This window comes from Chitinophagales bacterium (assembly GCA_016787225.1).
In the GTDB taxonomy this organism is placed as follows: domain Bacteria; phylum Bacteroidota; class Bacteroidia; order Chitinophagales; family JADJOU01; genus CHPMRC01.
On record JAEUUY010000022.1, the window covers coordinates 109,326 to 127,287 of the forward strand.

Annotated in this window: 14 protein-coding genes and 1 riboswitch; of the genes, 2 read left to right on the forward strand and 12 right to left on the reverse strand. The window is 35.2% G+C overall.

Annotated features, from left to right (window positions below; genetic code table 11):
- Nucleotides 1–49: 49 nt before the first annotated feature.
- Together JNL75_08310 and JNL75_08315 are read left to right on the forward strand one after the other, a co-directional pair.
- A complete protein-coding gene (locus JNL75_08310) occupies nt 50–559 on the forward strand; it encodes a TlpA family protein disulfide reductase (protein MBL7789811.1) in 510 nt (169 codons plus the stop codon).
- Nucleotides 560–595: 36 nt separating this feature from the next.
- Nucleotides 596–1,450: a DUF4197 domain-containing protein gene (locus JNL75_08315; protein MBL7789812.1), complete on the forward strand. Its 855-nt coding sequence runs from the start codon at nt 596–598 to the stop codon at nt 1,448–1,450.
- A gap of 168 nt (nt 1,451–1,618) precedes the next feature.
- On the opposite strand, the gene JNL75_08320 is transcribed toward JNL75_08315, so the two are convergent.
- The 12 genes from JNL75_08320 to secG form a co-directional block, all read right to left on the reverse strand.
- The gene (locus JNL75_08320) at nt 1,619–3,820 is read right to left on the reverse strand and encodes a TonB-dependent receptor (protein ID MBL7789813.1); all 2,202 of its coding nucleotides are present in this window, start codon (nt 3,818–3,820) and stop codon (nt 1,619–1,621) included.
- A gap of 81 nt (nt 3,821–3,901) precedes the next feature.
- A riboswitch (TPP riboswitch) is annotated at nt 3,902–4,000 on the reverse strand.
- 42 nt (nt 4,001–4,042) lie between these two features.
- Nucleotides 4,043–8,251, reverse strand: coding sequence for a gliding motility-associated C-terminal domain-containing protein (locus JNL75_08325; GenBank protein MBL7789814.1), 4,209 nt, complete (start codon nt 8,249–8,251; stop codon nt 4,043–4,045).
- Nucleotides 8,248–8,736 (reverse strand): hypothetical protein, encoded by a 489-nt coding sequence (locus JNL75_08330; GenBank protein MBL7789815.1) that lies wholly within the window; start codon nt 8,734–8,736, stop codon nt 8,248–8,250. Before JNL75_08330 ends, JNL75_08325 begins: the two co-directional genes overlap by 4 nt.
- A 245-nt stretch (nt 8,737–8,981) precedes the next feature.
- Nucleotides 8,982–10,697 (reverse strand): single-stranded-DNA-specific exonuclease RecJ, encoded by a 1,716-nt coding sequence (gene recJ / locus JNL75_08335; protein ID MBL7789816.1) that lies wholly within the window; start codon nt 10,695–10,697, stop codon nt 8,982–8,984.
- Nucleotides 10,697–12,331 (reverse strand): S8 family peptidase, encoded by a 1,635-nt coding sequence (locus JNL75_08340; protein MBL7789817.1) that lies wholly within the window; start codon nt 12,329–12,331, stop codon nt 10,697–10,699. Before JNL75_08340 ends, recJ begins: the two co-directional genes overlap by 1 nt.
- 88 nt (nt 12,332–12,419) lie before the next feature.
- On the reverse strand, nt 12,420–13,070 hold the full coding sequence (locus JNL75_08345; protein ID MBL7789818.1) for a DUF4159 domain-containing protein: 651 nt from the start codon (nt 13,068–13,070) through the stop codon (nt 12,420–12,422).
- A 136-nt stretch (nt 13,071–13,206) separates the two neighbouring features.
- Entirely contained in the window at nt 13,207–14,280 is a 1,074-nt protein-coding gene (locus tag JNL75_08350; GenBank protein MBL7789819.1) for a glycosyltransferase, read from the reverse strand.
- Between the two features lie 3 nt (nt 14,281–14,283).
- On the reverse strand, nt 14,284–14,724 hold the full coding sequence (locus tag JNL75_08355; GenBank protein MBL7789820.1) for a DUF1801 domain-containing protein: 441 nt from the start codon (nt 14,722–14,724) through the stop codon (nt 14,284–14,286).
- A 20-nt stretch (nt 14,725–14,744) separates the two neighbouring features.
- Complete coding sequence (locus JNL75_08360; GenBank protein ID MBL7789821.1) at nt 14,745–15,452, reverse strand: hypothetical protein; 708 nt, start codon at nt 15,450–15,452, stop codon at nt 14,745–14,747.
- Nucleotides 15,453–15,574: 122 nt separating this feature from the next.
- Nucleotides 15,575–16,153, reverse strand: coding sequence for a hypothetical protein (locus JNL75_08365; GenBank protein ID MBL7789822.1), 579 nt, complete (start codon nt 16,151–16,153; stop codon nt 15,575–15,577).
- Between the two features lie 51 nt (nt 16,154–16,204).
- The gene (locus tag JNL75_08370) at nt 16,205–17,476 is read right to left on the reverse strand and encodes an MFS transporter (GenBank protein ID MBL7789823.1); all 1,272 of its coding nucleotides are present in this window, start codon (nt 17,474–17,476) and stop codon (nt 16,205–16,207) included.
- A 66-nt stretch (nt 17,477–17,542) separates the two neighbouring features.
- Nucleotides 17,543–17,956, reverse strand: coding sequence for a preprotein translocase subunit SecG (gene secG, locus JNL75_08375; protein MBL7789824.1), 414 nt, complete (start codon nt 17,954–17,956; stop codon nt 17,543–17,545).
- Nucleotides 17,957–17,962: the final 6 nt, after the last annotated feature.

Genomic DNA, 17,962 nt, shown 5'->3' on the forward strand with positions numbered 1-17,962 from the left:
CAGAAAATTAAGCGGATTAAATTAAATTTGTAAAACATAAAAACAAAAAATGAAAAAAATTTTAGTTGTTCTACTTGTATCTAGTTTTATATTTCATTCTAAAGTGAGAGCCGGTGGTGGTGAAGGGAAGGATTTGCCTACAGCCATGGTAGAAGATTTAAACGGACAAAAGCTAGATTTTAAATCTATACTTAAACCTGGCAAGTTCTATGTAATATCCTTTTGGGCTACATGGTGTGTGCCATGTAAAAAAGAATTGGGCAATATGGTCGATTTGGCACCTAAGTGGAAGGAAAAACTCAACACAGAAATAATAGCTGTTTCTACAGATGATAGCCGAGCAAAATCTAAGGTTAAAACCTATGTCACGGGTGAAGACTGGCCTTTTACTGTGTTATTAGATATGAACCAGGATTTGATGCGCTCACTCGGAATTCAACAAATTCCATTTACTCTTATTGTTAATGGGGATGGAAAAATCGTTTATACCCACAATTCCTATGTAGAGGGAGATGAATTTGAGATTGAGAACAAGTTAAATAACATGGTAAACAAGTAGATCAATTCTTATCTCTTTATTTTTAAGTTCATTATTATGATTCAATTACGAATAGTGCTAATGGTTGTTGCCATCTTATTCATTAACAGTGCAGATGCCCAGTCCCGGAAAAAATCGAAAAAGACAACTAGATCGAAATCTACAACCATCAACACCGGAAGTCCAGCAACTAATGATGGTACAGCTACAGTAAACTCTGGTTCAAGTTCACCTATAGATAACGTAGTAGGGGCAATTGGAGGTTTGATTGGTGCATCTGGTTCTGGCTCAATGTCAAATGATTTAGCAGCTAATGGATTGAAGGAGGCCTTGAATGTAGGAACTGAATTAGCAGCAAATAATTTAGGAAGAGTGGACGGATTTTTAGCCAATGCCGCTGTGAAGATATTGTTTCCACCCGAAGCAAGAAAGGTCGAATCTACACTTCGTTCTTTAGGAATGAATTCAGTTTGCGATCAAGTCATAACTTCTGTCAATCGAGCTGCAGAAGCCGCTGTGGTAGAGGCTAAGCCAATTTTCGTAGAGGCTATTAAACAAATGACAATAACTGATGCTATTAATATATTGACTGGTGAGAAAGACGCAGCAACTCAGTACCTTATGAGAACAAGCGGACAGGCTTTAATGGCGAAGTTTGAACCAATCATTCAATCCAATCTGCAAAAAACAAATGCCACAAAATATTGGTCTGATGCCGTGAACGCATATAATGCAGTTCCATTTGTACAAAAGCTTAATCCGAATTTGTCTCAGTATGTCACGCAAAAAGCTTCTGACGGGATTTTCTTAATGGTAGCACAAGAGGAGGCTAAAATTAGAGAAAATCCTACGCAACGCATTGGCACTTTACTGCAGGATGTTTTTGGATGGGCAGATAAGAATAGAAATTAGTTTCAAGTTGTCAGTTGCTAGTAAAAAATTTAAAAGCCTAAAGCGAAAAGATTCATTTGATGCTCTCTATTTCGCCGACAAGATGCTAAGAAAACAAATTCAAATTAATCATTTTTTATTCAATCGGGGACTATCGGGATTAATTGGAAAATTTTCAAATTACACTCATCATATCTTCCATCCTAGCCCAACTAGAAAATTAAACCTAGCTTGTGGGAAGAAAAAGTTATAATCACGACCTCTAGTTATATGCCCTGAACTGCTTACTGTGTTTCCGCTATGATAGGTATAGCCTCTCGAGATATAATCTGTATTAAATATATTGTTGAGTAAGAGATTGAAGCTCCATTCCCCAATTTTTCGATTTGATTTTAGTATATGGGAAATAGAAACATTGGAGACATTGTATAGTGGTATGGATTTTTCAGTTGTTGAGGTATTGTCTAGAAATTGCTGACTTACCGTTTTATTCATAAATCGAATATCTGTACCTTTCCATGGAGTCCATTGAAGTTCGGCATAGGAAATCCAAGCAGGCGAAAATGCAATATTAGTAGAACTATAAAAGATTTTTTCTGTCTCCGTGTTATTGATACTGTAGTCTACTTCATTATAAGCGATTGTATAATTCGTATAATCTAGAATTTTATTGAGTGCTAGATATTGATTCGTATAGAAATTTAAATTTTTAGCTAGGCGATAACTAAATTCTAGCTCAGCACCTGTTCGGTAACTCTTAGCTACATTTTCTCGAATAGGAGCACCCGTGGTATTGATGTTTCCAGTAGGTACGAGTTGGTCTATAAAATACATTACGAATACATTGGCCTTGAATAAACTTGTCTTCATTTTTCGCTCGAAGCCTAACTCTAGATTATAAACCATTTCAGGTCTGGGTTGACTGAGCATATCTTCGTCTAGAAAATCACTTCTTACGGGTTCTCTATGACTCAATCCTGCGAAAATAAATAGTTTATTTTTTGGATTAATTTCATGGGTCCAGCCAATTTTTGGATTGAAAAATAAAAAGTTTTTATCAAAGGAAATAAAGGATTGATTTCTCAGACTACCTACCGTAGAATAATTTACCTGGCGCAGTTGTAGGTCAGCTATGAAATGAGACTTTTTCCAATGATACGTAAATTTATTAAATGCAGTCAAGTCTGTTTTCCTTGCTTCGTTATTATAAAATCTATCAATGGCATTACCATGAACGGTATTGAAAAATATAGGAACACGTCCGAAATGATCTCCTTGATAACTCGAAAATGAAATGGCAGATATATTATTGAATTTTTCTTTTTCTATTTGATGTGAAGCATTGACACCTAGGAGATAATTGTCTAACCATAACTGTCGAACCAAATCACCGTTTCCAGATAAACCGGAGCCAAAGTTGGAATAATCTTGATCTACTTTATAATCTTCATAGTAGCCAAGTCCTCTGGTAAAAAATCCAGTTAAAGAGGATTGATGACCATTTTTCCAGAGAAAGTTTTGTATCCATTGCACGTGCGTTTGATGGTAATTGTCGATTTGGTTTGAATAGGGATCTCCTGCTTTAGATTCATAGTCTGTACCCGCTATATTTTTTGTTCTTTCACCATTGTTATATTCCTCTTGACTTAGTCCAAACCATGACTGATAAGTTTTCTCACGGCCGTGAGAGGCGATGATGTGCGAAGTATATTTGTCGCCATACTTTGATACATCGAGATAAAAAGATCCTAACCTCGACCATGCTCTATCAATATAACCATCGCTCTGTATGTGTGATCCACGTGCGGTGATTTGCCAACCATCCGACATCACTCCTGTTGAAGCTTGAATCATATTTCGAAAGGTATTGAAGCTACCTAAGCTCGTTTGAAATTGAATGAATGGTTTGAGGTGTTTCTTTGTCGTCTTTATAGAAATAGAACCACCGAGACCTGTACCTCCCATGGTCGAAAAACCTATCCCTCGCTGTACCTGAATATCATCAGCACTGCTAAAAAGATCAGGAATATTGACCCAATACACCTCTTGTGACTCGGCATCATTATATGGTACACCATTGATATTGACTTGAATACGCTGTGCATCCATACCTCTTATATATAAATAGGAATAACCAATGCCATTACCTGCATCTGTTGACAACTGTAACGATGGCAGTTGTTGGATTAGGGTAGGAATATCCTGACCCAAATTTAAGTGCTGGAGTTCAGAGGTTTTTATTGTGTTGGATGACGTCGTTGATTTTGTATTCGTTCGTATGGCCTTGATATAGACTTCTCCCAGTGTTTTGGTGCTATCATTTTGTGCATAATTAGATAATGCCAAATGAATGAAGAAAAGAGTTCCTAATGTGCGTTTACAATTATTCATTACTAATTATTAATTTTTAATTCTTAATTAAATATGCAAACTAAGGGGAGAATTGAAACGAAAGAGGTTATTTAAACTCGACTTCATTTCGGCTTCCTTTCCTACGCCAGTATTATCTGGATCAGGTTATTAGGGTATTATCTCAGTCTCGTCATTGACAAGACACCCCTAGCAAGCTAGTGCTGCAAATATAAGGATTAAATTAATTCATTATGGGAGAAATTATCTTATTAATGTGACATCACCTGTTTTAAAAGCTTTTTTACCGTTTAGGTAGGTGATTTCAGCATAGTAAATATAAACCGCCATAGGAGCAGGTTGACCATGATACTTTCCATTCCAGCCGATTCTATGTGCTTCATTACTCTCGAATACTTTCTCTCCCCACCTATTAAATATGACGAGTTTAGCCGAAAAAACATTATTTGAGTATATACGAACTTGATTGTTGTTAGGGTCTTGTGAGGCAGGAGTAAAAGCATTTGGAATATAAAAAATTTCATCCTTGTATTTAATATGAACTTTATCTCGCGCTATGCAATTTTCATTATATACAGCTTCTAAGGTATAGTTTTCCGAAACGTAAGAATTTACAATTGGGTTAGGACAATCCGAACAACTCAATCCATTTGTTGGACTCCATTTAATACTTTCAATTCTATTTGAATCACCTTTGATAATCTTGAATTTGAGTAAAATAGTTTCATTTAATTTGACAACTGTATCATCTGGTATAACATCAATATCCATGATTTCAACTCCTTCTATTGCGACTAGTTTACTCGCCTGACAATGGTTTTTGTCTTTAACTTTTACGGTGTATTCCCCTGCTTTATAAACTTGTTGTTTTTGAAGTCTTTTGTAATTGAAGCCAGAATCTGCACTGTATAAATAGTTGGGAGTTCCTCCACTACATCTTATATCTAAAGTTGCATAGTTTCCACAATTCAATTTTGTTCTATAAACCGTATCAATTGTTAATAGAGGGGGGTCTTTTAGTTGAAAATAAAAAGTATCCTTGCAAGCATTTTTATCAGTGATGATAAGCCAATATTTTCCTTCCTTGAGATAACTTATTTTGTTGGCACTGGCTCCATTGGACCATAGATAATTATAAGGTAAAACCCCTCCATCTGCTACAATTAATATTTGGGCAAGACTATCTTTAAAACACGGGTTAGAAATGGTATCAATTTTTAATAAGCTTAATATTTTTGGTTCAAATATGAAAATAGTTTTGGAATTCGAACATTGATTTGTGTCAGTGACGGTGATGGTGTAGTTGCCACCTCTGAGTTTTGTAATGTAATTATTGTAATTATTATTTAGATTCCATATGTATTTATATGGCATCGTTCCGCCTGTTGGATTTATTTCGATTTCACCTGTAGAATCGTTAAAACATAGTAGATCTCGTGATTTGGTGGTTTGAATAGTAATTGGATCTGGTTGACTTAAACTAAAAGTATCACTATAAATGCATCCTTTCGAATCCCTAGTGTAGTAAGATGCAATCTTAGCAGCTTTTAAGTTTGTAATTATATTGGCATTTTGATAAATAATATTGTTTATGGAATACATATAAGGTAAATATCCATTATTCGCATTTATCGCAAGTATACCACTGCTGTCATTAAAGCATTTAAGGTTTTGGGTAGTTTTTGTCGCTATCAAAGTACTATTAAGAATCGCGATATTGACAGAGTCCTTGTTGAGACAACCTGTAGCCGAGTTAATGACTGTTAGTATAAATTTTTGGGTAGAATTAACCTTACACCAAGGCATAGCTGAAGCAGGATTATCTAGTCCATTTATTGGTAGCCAAGAATATACAATACCCGCCTGAGATGCTGTACCAAGGCGAACAGAATCTCCCGAACAATTCACTCTGGTTTTATCTAATCCTGCATCTACTATTGGCAGAGGGTGAACAGTAAGATTTAAGACAACAAAACTATCGCAGCCTCTTTTGCTTTTCAGGGTATCGTAGTACACTCCTGTTGCATTTATATTTTCACCTTTAAACGTATAGGTTTTACCTTGACAGATGTTTATAGTTAAATTTCTTACTATCTCAGGAACTACAACCAGATGTAAATAGACAAAACTATCGCAATTGCTCTGGTTCAACAAGGTATCTATATAAAGACCGCTACTTGTTCGGAAAGAACCATTAAAAAACACAGGAGCGTTTTGGCATGTAGTGTCATAAAGTTGAATTGAACTCGTATCTAGAAAAGTCAAATTGAGATAGTCAAAACTATCACAACCATAGCGATTTTTTAAAGTATCTCGATAGAACCCTGTACTGGTGATATTTTGATTGTTATAACTAACTATACTACCTTTACATTGAATCAATATTCGCGTAGATGAGCTTGAATCATTTACTGTTAAGTGCAGGTATAGATAGTGGTCGCAACCAAATGAATTTTGTAAAGTATCCTTGTATATTCCTGTTTTCCTTAATATTTTATCATTAAATAAGATAGAATCATTGTAACAAATTGTAATAAAGCTGTCTTTTCTGGTGGTATCAGCAACAAATAAATGCAGATAAATTAAGCTATCACATCCTTTAACAGAATAAAGGGTATCTTTATATATACCATTCGCTATTCTATTTGCCCCATTGAAAAATTTTGATTTCGACCTGCAAATTGTGTCATATAGTCTGGTAACGAATGAGTCGACGACTTTTAAATTTAAATATATAATACTATCACAGTTGTATTGCGTTTTTAGGGTGTCTGAGTAGAGTTTTTCTAATTTCCTCCAGCTGCCTCTCCACAAGGTAGAATCTCCAGTGCAAATATCCAAAGCATTTTTATAATAATAATTTCCCTTAAAAACATGGGTGTCACGAATATTTAAATTTAAATCACAAAAGTATTTGGTTGAAACTAGTCTTGTTATTTGTATTATTGTATTTGTGTTAGGATTTTTAATTGTTAGTATTGAGGAATCACCTATTCCAATAATTATACTGTCTACACTTCCATTATTTATTCTATAAAATATTTTATTTCCTTCTCTATTCTTTATGACAAATTGTATCGAAGTATCTCGACATATCATTGGTTTTTTAGATATTCTAGGTGTATCACATAAAGTACCACAAATGCTAATTACAGGGGGTGTTATGAAATCTACACTTGATAGCATGTTATCATTAGAAGAGCCATTTCCGACAGAACCATTTACTAGATGACCCACATAACCGTATCTTGGAGTTCTGATTTTAATAAATGCGGTTGTATGACCTCCTACCTCACAGTGCAGAATAGTATCAGATGCGCTAATTCCTGCCGGAATCCCTAAAAAATTTGTCCCCTCATTGAAATTTCTTCCAACCATATATTTACTATTATACCCACATGTATAAATCTGAGCACTTTTATTTATAATGGCTAAAGATGCATAGTATGGGTCATGCTCATTAGAGGAAATCCAGGCCGCATCTGTTATATCCGAATTGTTTGGATACTTACAATTTACCCACACCAGTTTATCTATTGTAGTTCTATCGCCGAGTTGGCCAAAATTGTTTTTCCCCAAGGAATATACTCTTTGATTAGTGCCAAGTAGGTAGTAAGAAACGAAATTATTAGTAGTCATTCGTGTAGACTGAATCATTTTTACACCTGTTACACCGCTAGGCAATGTCATTTGTATGGCGGAGTCTGATGAGAAAAATCCACTACCATCTCCTCTTAAAATGCCTTCACCCCATGTCCAAATGGTTGAGTCATTTTTTAATGCATAAGCTACTCTAGGGCATCCTCTTACAGCGATTACATTCGTTAAGGGTTTGCCTACTGATTGCATTACCTGACTCCAGGTAGTATTAGATCCACCGCCTCTACCTCCACGAATGAATGAATGAATAGATAGGACAAAGACATGTCCGCCACAAGTTGTTATTATAATTGACCCTTGCGTTACGAACATCATTTTTACACTATCAGGAGTAATTCCCGTAGGGAGCCCATCTAATTTTCCATTAACTGAAATTTTGCTAAAGGAATTTGTTCCTAGAATCTGGGAACTAATAACACATTGAACTGTTCCGCCTACAAATAGTCCTGTGGAAGTTAAAACTACATATTGAACATCACTAATACTATTAGATCCGATACCTATATGATAAATCTTTCCTGTCAAGACTGGGTAATTTGTTGGATTAATAAATTGAGGAGTCAATAAATTAGAGATTCCATCCGATTGCATTTGTTCCCCCCAAAATCGATTACCAATTTCCTCAACTGAATAGGTTGAATGGAATGCAGAACCCATATTATCATAAGCTATGGTGGATGCATTATTAGTAGAAAAAATACCCACATTAGAGTTGCAAGGGATGATACATTGGGTGAAAATAAGTTTTGTACTTAAGAGAAAAACAACAAGCATGAATAGTATTCTACTCATTTCGAACAATCTTTTATTTTCTCTTTTAAGCCAATTGGAGTATAACCACCTATATTATCAAAATTGAACTGTATATGAGAGGCAAAAATAGCCAAGCCCTTCAAATTATATTTTATGCGGTGATTACCAGGTAGTAATTTTATATATTCAGAATCAAGATTTGCAATAATTTCTGTGCCTATTCCTGAAGATTGTATTGGTAGTTGAGGCATTAAAATCGCAGTCTTATTATAATTTTGTATCGAAACATTGATATACATAGAAATGTCATCGCAGGGTTTATTTACACAGATAGACTTCGTTGTTTCTATACTTTCTGGCTGATAAACAATTCTTAATGAATCCACATAGACAAAGAAAAATTCTGAAAAAGCAATCTCACTGCAATCTGCGGTAATATTTTTGTTGTCTAATTTTGAAAAATATTTAGCTTTCTGATTTATTTTTTGTGTTGTAATACGGTACAATCCTGGAGTTTTAAACACATAATTATTTATATCTTGACCCTTTATATTCAAATCCTTTCCGTTATCTTGAAAGTGGAATAAGTAATTTAGTTCCTTAGCATCAAAATTTAGTTTTGAATCAAAAGAAATTCTTATCGTATCTTGACAATTGGAAAAAAAAGGGTAAATCAAAAAAAGAGTTAGGTAGGTTTTCACGTCATCTAATTTCTAGACAACAAAAATACTATCAATTTTATTAAAAAAAATATTTTTTTTTAATTGTGTTATTCAGAGACTAATTTTATGTCTTTCACAATCATATCCAGCGATATTTTACCATTGAATTCATTGGCTTGAATCGTATAGCAGATATCGAAAGTGGAAGATTTTAGTTTTTCTATATCTATAAAATCACCAAGTCCAAAAGCAATACCATTCATACGAACACCATTTTGGTCTATCATTTCCATACGAACATGATTTAGTGTTTTCCCAACCTTGCGCGTATTGCCCGCATCTCTTAGATTTTTAGTAGCGAAAACTGGCTGCATGTTATCAGGTCCAAAAGGAGCCATCTGCTCTAAGATGTTGTAGAACTTAAAATCAATATCCTTAAGACTTAAGTCATGGTCTATTTCTATCACAGGACTTTGCATATCCTGCGTTATTTCCTGTACGGCTATTTCTTCAAATTTAGCTTTGAAAGCTTCTAATTTTCCCTTTTCTATACTTAAGCCTGCCGCAAAGTCATGTCCTCCGAACTGTATGACATTTTCAGCGCATTTGCTAATACCATCATAAATTGAAAACCCTCTTATAGATCGAGCGGAGCCTGTAAGTATGCCATCTTTTTCTGAAAATATAATGGTAGGTTTATAGTAGCGCTCGACCATCCGCGAAGCCACGATACCTATCACACCCTTGCTCCATGATTCATTGGCTAGGACTATGGTACGCTGATTAGAAAAATCATCTACATTGCTTATCTCGAAAATAGCTTCACTCGTTATTTGTTCGTCCGTTTCACGACGAGCGCTATTATGAATAGACAAACTTTCTGCAAATTTCAACCCTTCTTCTTCATTGGTGCATGTGAGGATGTCCACGGAGGCACGAGCATGCGCCATTCTGCCGGGTGCATTGATTCTAGGACCTAGAGAAAACACAATATCCGAAATCGACATATCCTTAAGTTCTATTCCAGCAATTTTCTTTAATATTTTGAGTCCTAATACCGGATTTTTATTCAATTTTTCTAAGCCATAAAAAGCTAACACACGATTTTCTCCTGTGATAGATACTATATCAGAAGCGATGGATACAGCTACTAAATCGATATACTGCATATAGGTCTCCGAGGGCATATCTAGTTGACTAGCTATGGCACTGCATAGTTTGAAACCTACTCCACAGCCGCTTAATTCTTTGAATGGATAAGCGCAATCTTTTCGCTTAGCATCTAAAACCGCTACTGCCTTGGGTAAAATATCGCTAGGTAAGTGATGGTCGCAAATGATAAAATCGATATTATTTTCCTTGGCATATTCTACTGCTTTAAACGCTGTGATACCGCAGTCGAGCGAGACAATAAGTCCTACACCCGATTCGATAGCATAATCCATACCTTTCATCGAGACGCCATATCCTTCGGCATATCTATCGGGGATATAATAATCTACATTGGAATAGATATCATGTATAAACTGATAAAACAAAGCGACAGAAGTCGTCCCATCGACATCGTAGTCTCCATATACGAGAATACGCTCCTTGTTTTCAATAGCCGATTTAATGCGAGTCACCGCTTTGTCCATATCCTTCATAAGAAATGGATCATGGAGCATATCGAGCTGGGGTCTAAAAAAATCTTTGGCTTCTTGGTAGGTAGTTATCCCTCGCTGTATCAAGAGCTCCAAAAGAATTGGATTTATCTTAAGCGATTCTTGAAGGTCAGCTAATTTTTCACGATCTATAGGTTTATAAACCCAACTTTTCTCCATTAATCCAGAACTATTTTTTCAGTAAAATATTGCTGGTCATAGCTATAGTTAAGTATATAAAAGCCCGAAGGTAAATGTTGAACATCTATTTTTTCTTCTATTTGATCTACACGATAGTCCATAACACGTTGTCCTAGCATATTATGCAAGGAAAGGGACAAAGGTAGGTTATTTGTTTTTTTGATGTAAATGAATTTTGCAGAATGGTACACTTGAATATATTCCTTCGTTCGTGAGGTTATAGAGGTATAAATAGAATCTTTCTTACAAAAACTATCTTTGAGTTGATCAATTTTTTGAATGGTTTTGAAAACATTTAGTTTTCCATTACTCACTACTTTATTGGTTAATCCCGGAGTGACATCTACATTGGCAAGAATAATATCTTTAATTATTTTCGTGTAAAACTCTGGTCTTGTATGCAGAGAATCTAAAAATTTATCACACATATTAGAGTACATAAGAGCGATAGTACTCGCAACTATGGGTGCTGAGAAACTGGCTCCAAAGCCGCTGTTTCCATAGGAGTTGTTAGCCATCGTCGTATGATATTTATTGGGTGCAGCTATATGTACGTATTTTTTACTAAATGCACTTCCGTCTGTTTGCAATGAAGTGTAATTATAATTTGTAACATTGATTTGATATGGGCTATTTAACAATACAGGTAAATCTTGGTAGGATTCTACATCACTATCTTTATTATCAACCGCTATGCTCATTAATATTCCCTCCTTGCCTAATGAATCAATGGCAGCCTTCCACAATGTATCTTCTGCAGGATCACCGGTAGTGCCAAAAGAAAAATTGATGGCAACGATATAAGCACCTTTTTGTTTATTTGTTTGTCTATAAAGGCGTTTCATATTTAGACAATAATTGTATGCTTTTATCGAATTGTCTATCGATACTACGCCATTAAAGTTAATTGGGAGAATTTTACAATTCCAAGCTACGCCAGAGATTCCTTTTGAATTATTCCCACGAGCAAAAGCTCCGCAAACCCTAGTTGAATGCGAAATGCCGCCTCCTTTCAAAGAATAATCATTATTGGCAATATCCCAACCTCTATAGTCATTTTTTGCTCCATTGCCATCGTTGTCTATGGTGTCATTCGGATTTTCTTGATAATTGATAAAATAGTCGAGATCTTGGTGTAAGGAGTCAAATCCATCTTCACAAACTGCAACCACTATCGTATCACCTTTGGCTGTTACCCCTGATTTATTATAATCCCATGCTCCAATAGAATTTATGCCATAAGTAACTGATTGTCCTGGATTGAAATTATTGAGATGAAAGGTTTGTTGCGAAAAAAAGCTATCATTAGGGGTTGTTGCTCGCGGCTCTATACGTCTATTTCGCATGTATAGATTGATTTTCCCTTCTCTTTTGAGTTGGGATATATAGTCCATAGGGGGTATAGCAGGAAATTCTATTCGCCAAATCTGAAAGTCTGATGCTGTGAGTTCAATGCTCGCTGCTGGAAATAGCTTCTCTAGATATACTTTGTAAGAGTTTTCTGGCTTAACTTGGACTAAAACCTGACGTTGAATCTTGTCATCAACACGGGCAGCCAAATATTGAATACTTGAGGCCAAGACAATAAATAGCAAGAATTTTAAGATCTTCATATATGCAAAAATAGTCGATTTTCAATCGTAACCCTTTCAATTTTGTTGTAATTGAGACAAATTTCGTTACATAATAACTTCGAGAAAATTATTGTGTAAAGACAAATTGAACAATATTGGCACCCATTTCTAAGGCTTTGCGGTGCAGTTCGGGAGTATTGCCATGAACCTCAATATTTTCCCAACCATCGCCCAAGTCACATTCTATACTGAAAAATGAGACCATGCGTCCTTTGTGAAACAAGCCCCATCCTTCTGGAGCTTTCCCGTCGTGGGCATGTATTTTAGGTAAGCCTTGTGGAAATTTATATTTCTGATGAAAAATAGGATGACTAAAGGGTACTTTCTCCCATTTCAGTTCTGGAAAGACTTTGGTCATGGCTTTGAAGAAATATTCTTTCAAACCATAATTATCGTCGGCATGAAGGAAACCTCCAGCCTCGAGATAGTTGCGGAGATTTTTTGCTTCGAGATCACTGAAAATAATATTGCCATGACCCGTTAAATGAATCATAGGATATTGATAAAGTTCTACGCTACCTACTTCTACTGTGGGGATATCCGTTTTAAGATTGGTTTTGAGATTTTGATTGCAGAATTTTACCAAATTGGGAAGCGAGGTAGGATTGGCATACCAGTCTCCACCACCGCCATATTTGAGAAGGGCTATGGAGTTTTGAGCACTACTAAAGTGAAAAGTGAAAAGCGAAAGAAGAAAAGTAAGGAATAGTCGTATCAAAGTCGTAAGTCTTGAATAACAAATTTACTATATTGACAACGAAGGGCACGAAGTTTTTTTACAAGGTGCACAAGGATTAGTATTTTTGGCTTTTCGTGTTCTTAGTGTGTATCCTTGTGTTTAAGAATAAACGCACTTAACCTTCCCTGAGCCTATAAAAGATGACTGCCAAAACATAAAATGGATAACAGAAACTTTGAACTATTAAATTCAAAATAGTGCATTGATTGCCATAATATCTATTTATTTTTCTAGCATAGAAAACATCCGATAAGACTTTAATCATAATAACTAAAGGTAAGAACGGAATAGAAATAATGGATAAAACACTGGCGGCAAGTATTATTCCCCCTTGCACATTGACCCAATTATTCTCATAATGAGTTGTTTTACTTATCCATCGACTGCGTTGATTGAATAGCTCAGTTATAGATTTTGGTGCTGAAGAATAAACTGTTGCTTTCAGATTTTTTATATACAACGTTTCTTGTGGAAATTTTTTATAAATACGATGGTAGAGAAATAAATCATCCCCTCCATTCACATGATAGAGCCCTTCATAGCCATTGACTTCGACGAAGGCTTGTTTTGAAAACAGCATATTGGCTCCATTGCACATCGTCGGTATGCGCAGTTGCAGTGCTGCGATAGACGAAGCCGTCAGTATGTCTTGTTCCAATACTAAAAAGTCATTGAGCCAATTGTTTTCTTTTTTATACCGATGAAGACCTGCTGCAAATTTTGGTTTTTTATCATGTATAAAATTTGATATGACTAGCCACCAATTTTCAGAGAGTGATACATCGCTGTCAAGGCAAATTATGTATTCATGGCTGGCTAAAGAGACCCCTAAAGCTATTGCTTCTTTCTTATTGTTTTTGTTTTGGGATAATTGAGGTTGATGGTTTTTGAGTTGAATAAGCTTGCAATTTTCTTGCGCCTCTATATTGATTTCATTGTTTGAAAAATCGTCTATGACTAGAATCTCGCAGGTATGATTATCTGATAGTTGATGTTTTAATTGTTGAAACAATATATGTAATTGCTCGCTAGGATTTCGACACGGAATCAAAATTGTAGCAGAGATGTGACTAGGATTCTGGTTAGAAGGAGTATAACTTGGACAATTTTCAAAGCCTCTGCTATACGCATATATTAGCAAGCAATAAAGGAAAATAATTGCAACTGCTATAAAAATAATTGGCAGCACGAGCTATTTTTTTAGCTTGGTCTCATAGAGTTTTATCCAATCATTCGCCGACATTTTAGAAAATAATTCTTCAATCAATGTATAGGGGATATCTTCATATTTTTTGAATCGTATACAAGATTTACCCATGTCTAATTTATATTTACATCGTTTGGCATATTCGTCTTGAAACCAATTTAGGAGTTTATCATCTGCGTAAATACCCATATGATAGAGGTTGATAGAACTTTTCTGAGCAGCTAGACCAGCAAAGGGGAGAGGCAGTTTGGGATCACAATGATAGCCTTCAGGATAAATAGTTTTAGGTATGACATATCCTAGCATACCATAGTTGATGCACTCTTCAAATTTTTTATCTAGATTTTTCTTAATGGCATTTCTTACCTTGTCTAAAAATGGCTTTTGTTCTTCAGGTACTGCATTTAGATATTCCGAGACAGACATTGTTGAGCTACTGGGCATAATTAGAGTTTTTGATTGTTAAACCAATCGATAAATTTATTAGCATAGAGTTGCGATTGGAAAGAATTTGTGAGGTCTTGAAATTTATTTCTATCTAAGGCTGGTTGGAATAAAATTTTATAGAGTTCTAATCTTTGTTCGTCATCATCTATTCTATAGCCAATACTCTTTATTTGATGGGTATAGAGACATTTTCTTCGCATATAATTGACAGCATAATCCTTCCTAGATTTAGCATCTTTTAGACTCGACATGTCTGTTATAAATTTATTTAAGATGGAATCTCTCACGTGACATGATTGATTATTTTTAGAATTTGTATCCTTCACAGCAGGTTTAGGTTTTGGCATATAACTACCTCTCGCATAATAAGTTTTATCTTCTTTAATTCCTTCCGGATTAGACTTTATGACATATTTGTCTCCTATTTGTTCTACTTTGTAATATTCTTCTTTATTCCCAGACTTCCCGATAACTATAGTTGGTTGCTGATTGCTGGGGGTCATGATGCGCAACTTCAATTTTTTCTCCCCACTAGGTACATTCGAAATTTTAACTCTTGAGCATTCAGCATAAATTTGTAACTCATCTTCAATATAAGTTCTGAATGTTATTGGCAGTTTCGTGCTAATATAGATGGTCAATTTTTGCTGCGCAAAATTAGATAATGCAATAAGGCAGTTTAGTAAAATAAAGGCTGTTTTTTTCATTGGTAATATTTATCTCATTTATAGGTCAAAGTCATACAGAGAATTTTTAAATTCTCATTTTATACCTACAAAGATAGCGAAACTATAGTGTTTTTTTTACTTAAGTTTTACTTTTTCTTAGATTATTTAGGCAATCTTACATCAGGCATTTCCTTCTTGCCTAATTCTTGTATAAATTCTAATTTATAGGTCTGAATATTTTTTAACATGTCAACGGCTTCTTCATCGTAGGTTCTCCATGAATAGGTGTAAATCAATAAATAGGAGCCATTATCGTGATCAGTCAACCATTTTACTCGGCTGATATTAAATTCAGCTTCGCTTAATTTTTTGTTGTTGGTTTCCGTTTGAACATATTCTACTAGTACATCTTTTCCTTCTACGATATCTTGAGTCGAGTAATTACAATTGAAATCTAATTTCTTCCTTGTGGCTAGGTCGTTAAGTTTAGCTTTTACCACACCATCGACATCCTTTTTAGTGTTGAGTACAATTAAGCTGAGTTTCTGATTGTAATTATCAAGATCCTCACCTTTTGGTAGGTAGACATGAAGTGCCATATTTTTTTCAGGTTGACCACTTAATGATAAATGAAACTCTGTTTTATTAAATTGGAGAGGACCTTTTACTCCTATCAAATCATCAATATTTGATTGGAAACCAAGACATTTTATTAAGAAACTTAAAATCGTAAGTAGCATTTATTTATTCTTTAGTTGTGCAAATTTAAGATGAAAAAAAGATAAATTGGTTTAATTTTCAAGTGCCTTTATATCATCTGAATAGATATAAATCACGAAGCCACTAAGAAGTATGAAAAAGAATAAAACCCACATAACTGCTATCATTCCGTTTACATCCGTAAATATGGATAAGGAAAAAATAAATCCCCAGAATGCCCTAAAAAGATAAGAAGAAATATTGAGTACAGAAGACACTCGCCCCATGAGGTGATTTGGTACTAATTTCCAAAAATAAGATACCCTGTTGAATCGAATAGAGGCATTGGAGAAGCCAAATAGAATATTTGCGAAATAAAAAATCCCCAAATGCCTATTAAAAATAAAAATAGCAAACACCACCAAGGCTAGGAAAAACAAGACGAGAATACGAGTAACCTCATGTTGACTCTTTAGTAGGTGCCTAGCATAAAAACCAGCTAAGAGGGCTCCCAGTGCGAAATAAAGCTCTGATGAGGCAAATACATGGCTAGATGCTCCTAGTACTTTTGAGATATAAGAAGGCATGAGAAAAAAGCTAATAAGCAACACGCATACAAAAACTGCCGGACTGAGCCAACCAACAATAATGAGTGCAGGTTTATCTTTAAGAAAATTCCAACCAGTTTTAAGTCTAATCCAAGTTGATTCTTTTTCTATAAGCCTATTTTTTATGGGTTGAATTTTAATGCAAATTAAAATGAGTATTGCGAGCAAATAGGTAAAGGCATCTAGCGCGTATATCTGATAGAGACTCCATGGCGAAAATATTAAGGAAGATTTAATATGAAAACCAAACAAGGATATAATGCCATTCTGACTTCCTTCCATTAATATGGCAGCAGCAGCACCTCCCACTATGGTGGTCGCTTGTCCCTGAACCTCTAAATAGGATATGACTTTGTTGTAATACTCCGGGGGTGAAATTTCTTGAGCTATACTGTAAATATTCATATAGTGAATATTGTATAATAGCACTGTAAAGGCAAATGCTACTCCACTAACCAGCCAAAGGGGAAGAACTGGAAAATCTCCTGCTAAAGATGCTAGACTCATAAGTATGAGGCCTAATACAGAGTATATTATCTGTATACTTTTACGATTATATCTATCAATTAAAGTCCCAGCATAGATACTCCAAATTGTAGAAACAATCGTCAGAATACCATAGAATATACCAAAAGAACTTTGCCAGCCCAGCGTGGCTGTAAAATACCAAGGAATGGCTATCATACATATACCTTGCGAAATACCAGATACCGTATTGGCAAGAAAGAGCAGTAAGATAGCGTTGCGATTTTTCATTTGTGGTTAAAAGCAAAAAGTCCTAAGCATAGCCTAGGACTTTCGATATAGTACTATTATGTTATATTATTTATTGCCTTGTGGGGAAGTCTGCGCAGGAGTAGCTTGACTACCTGGTTGCCCTTGAGGGACAGCCTGCTGTGGATTTGGAATGGCAGGAGCCGTAGGAAAGGCAGGTGTGTTAGATTTATTTTTCTCTAAGACTTCTTTAATTTTAGCACCTTCAGAGGTAGTTTCGTCAGCCACGTCATTAGGATTTGGTAGTAGGAATATAGATAAAACACTCAGAACCATAAGGCCTCCAGCTAGATACCAAGTGATTTTCTCTACTGTATCGGTACTTCGGCTGGCACCTAGGATTTGATTCCCTATAGCTCCCATAGAGGCATTCATACCACCTTTCGGGTTCTGAATGATAACTATAAGTATCAAAAGTACTGCTATAACGATTATAAGTATGCTTAAAGCTATATATTCCATATATGA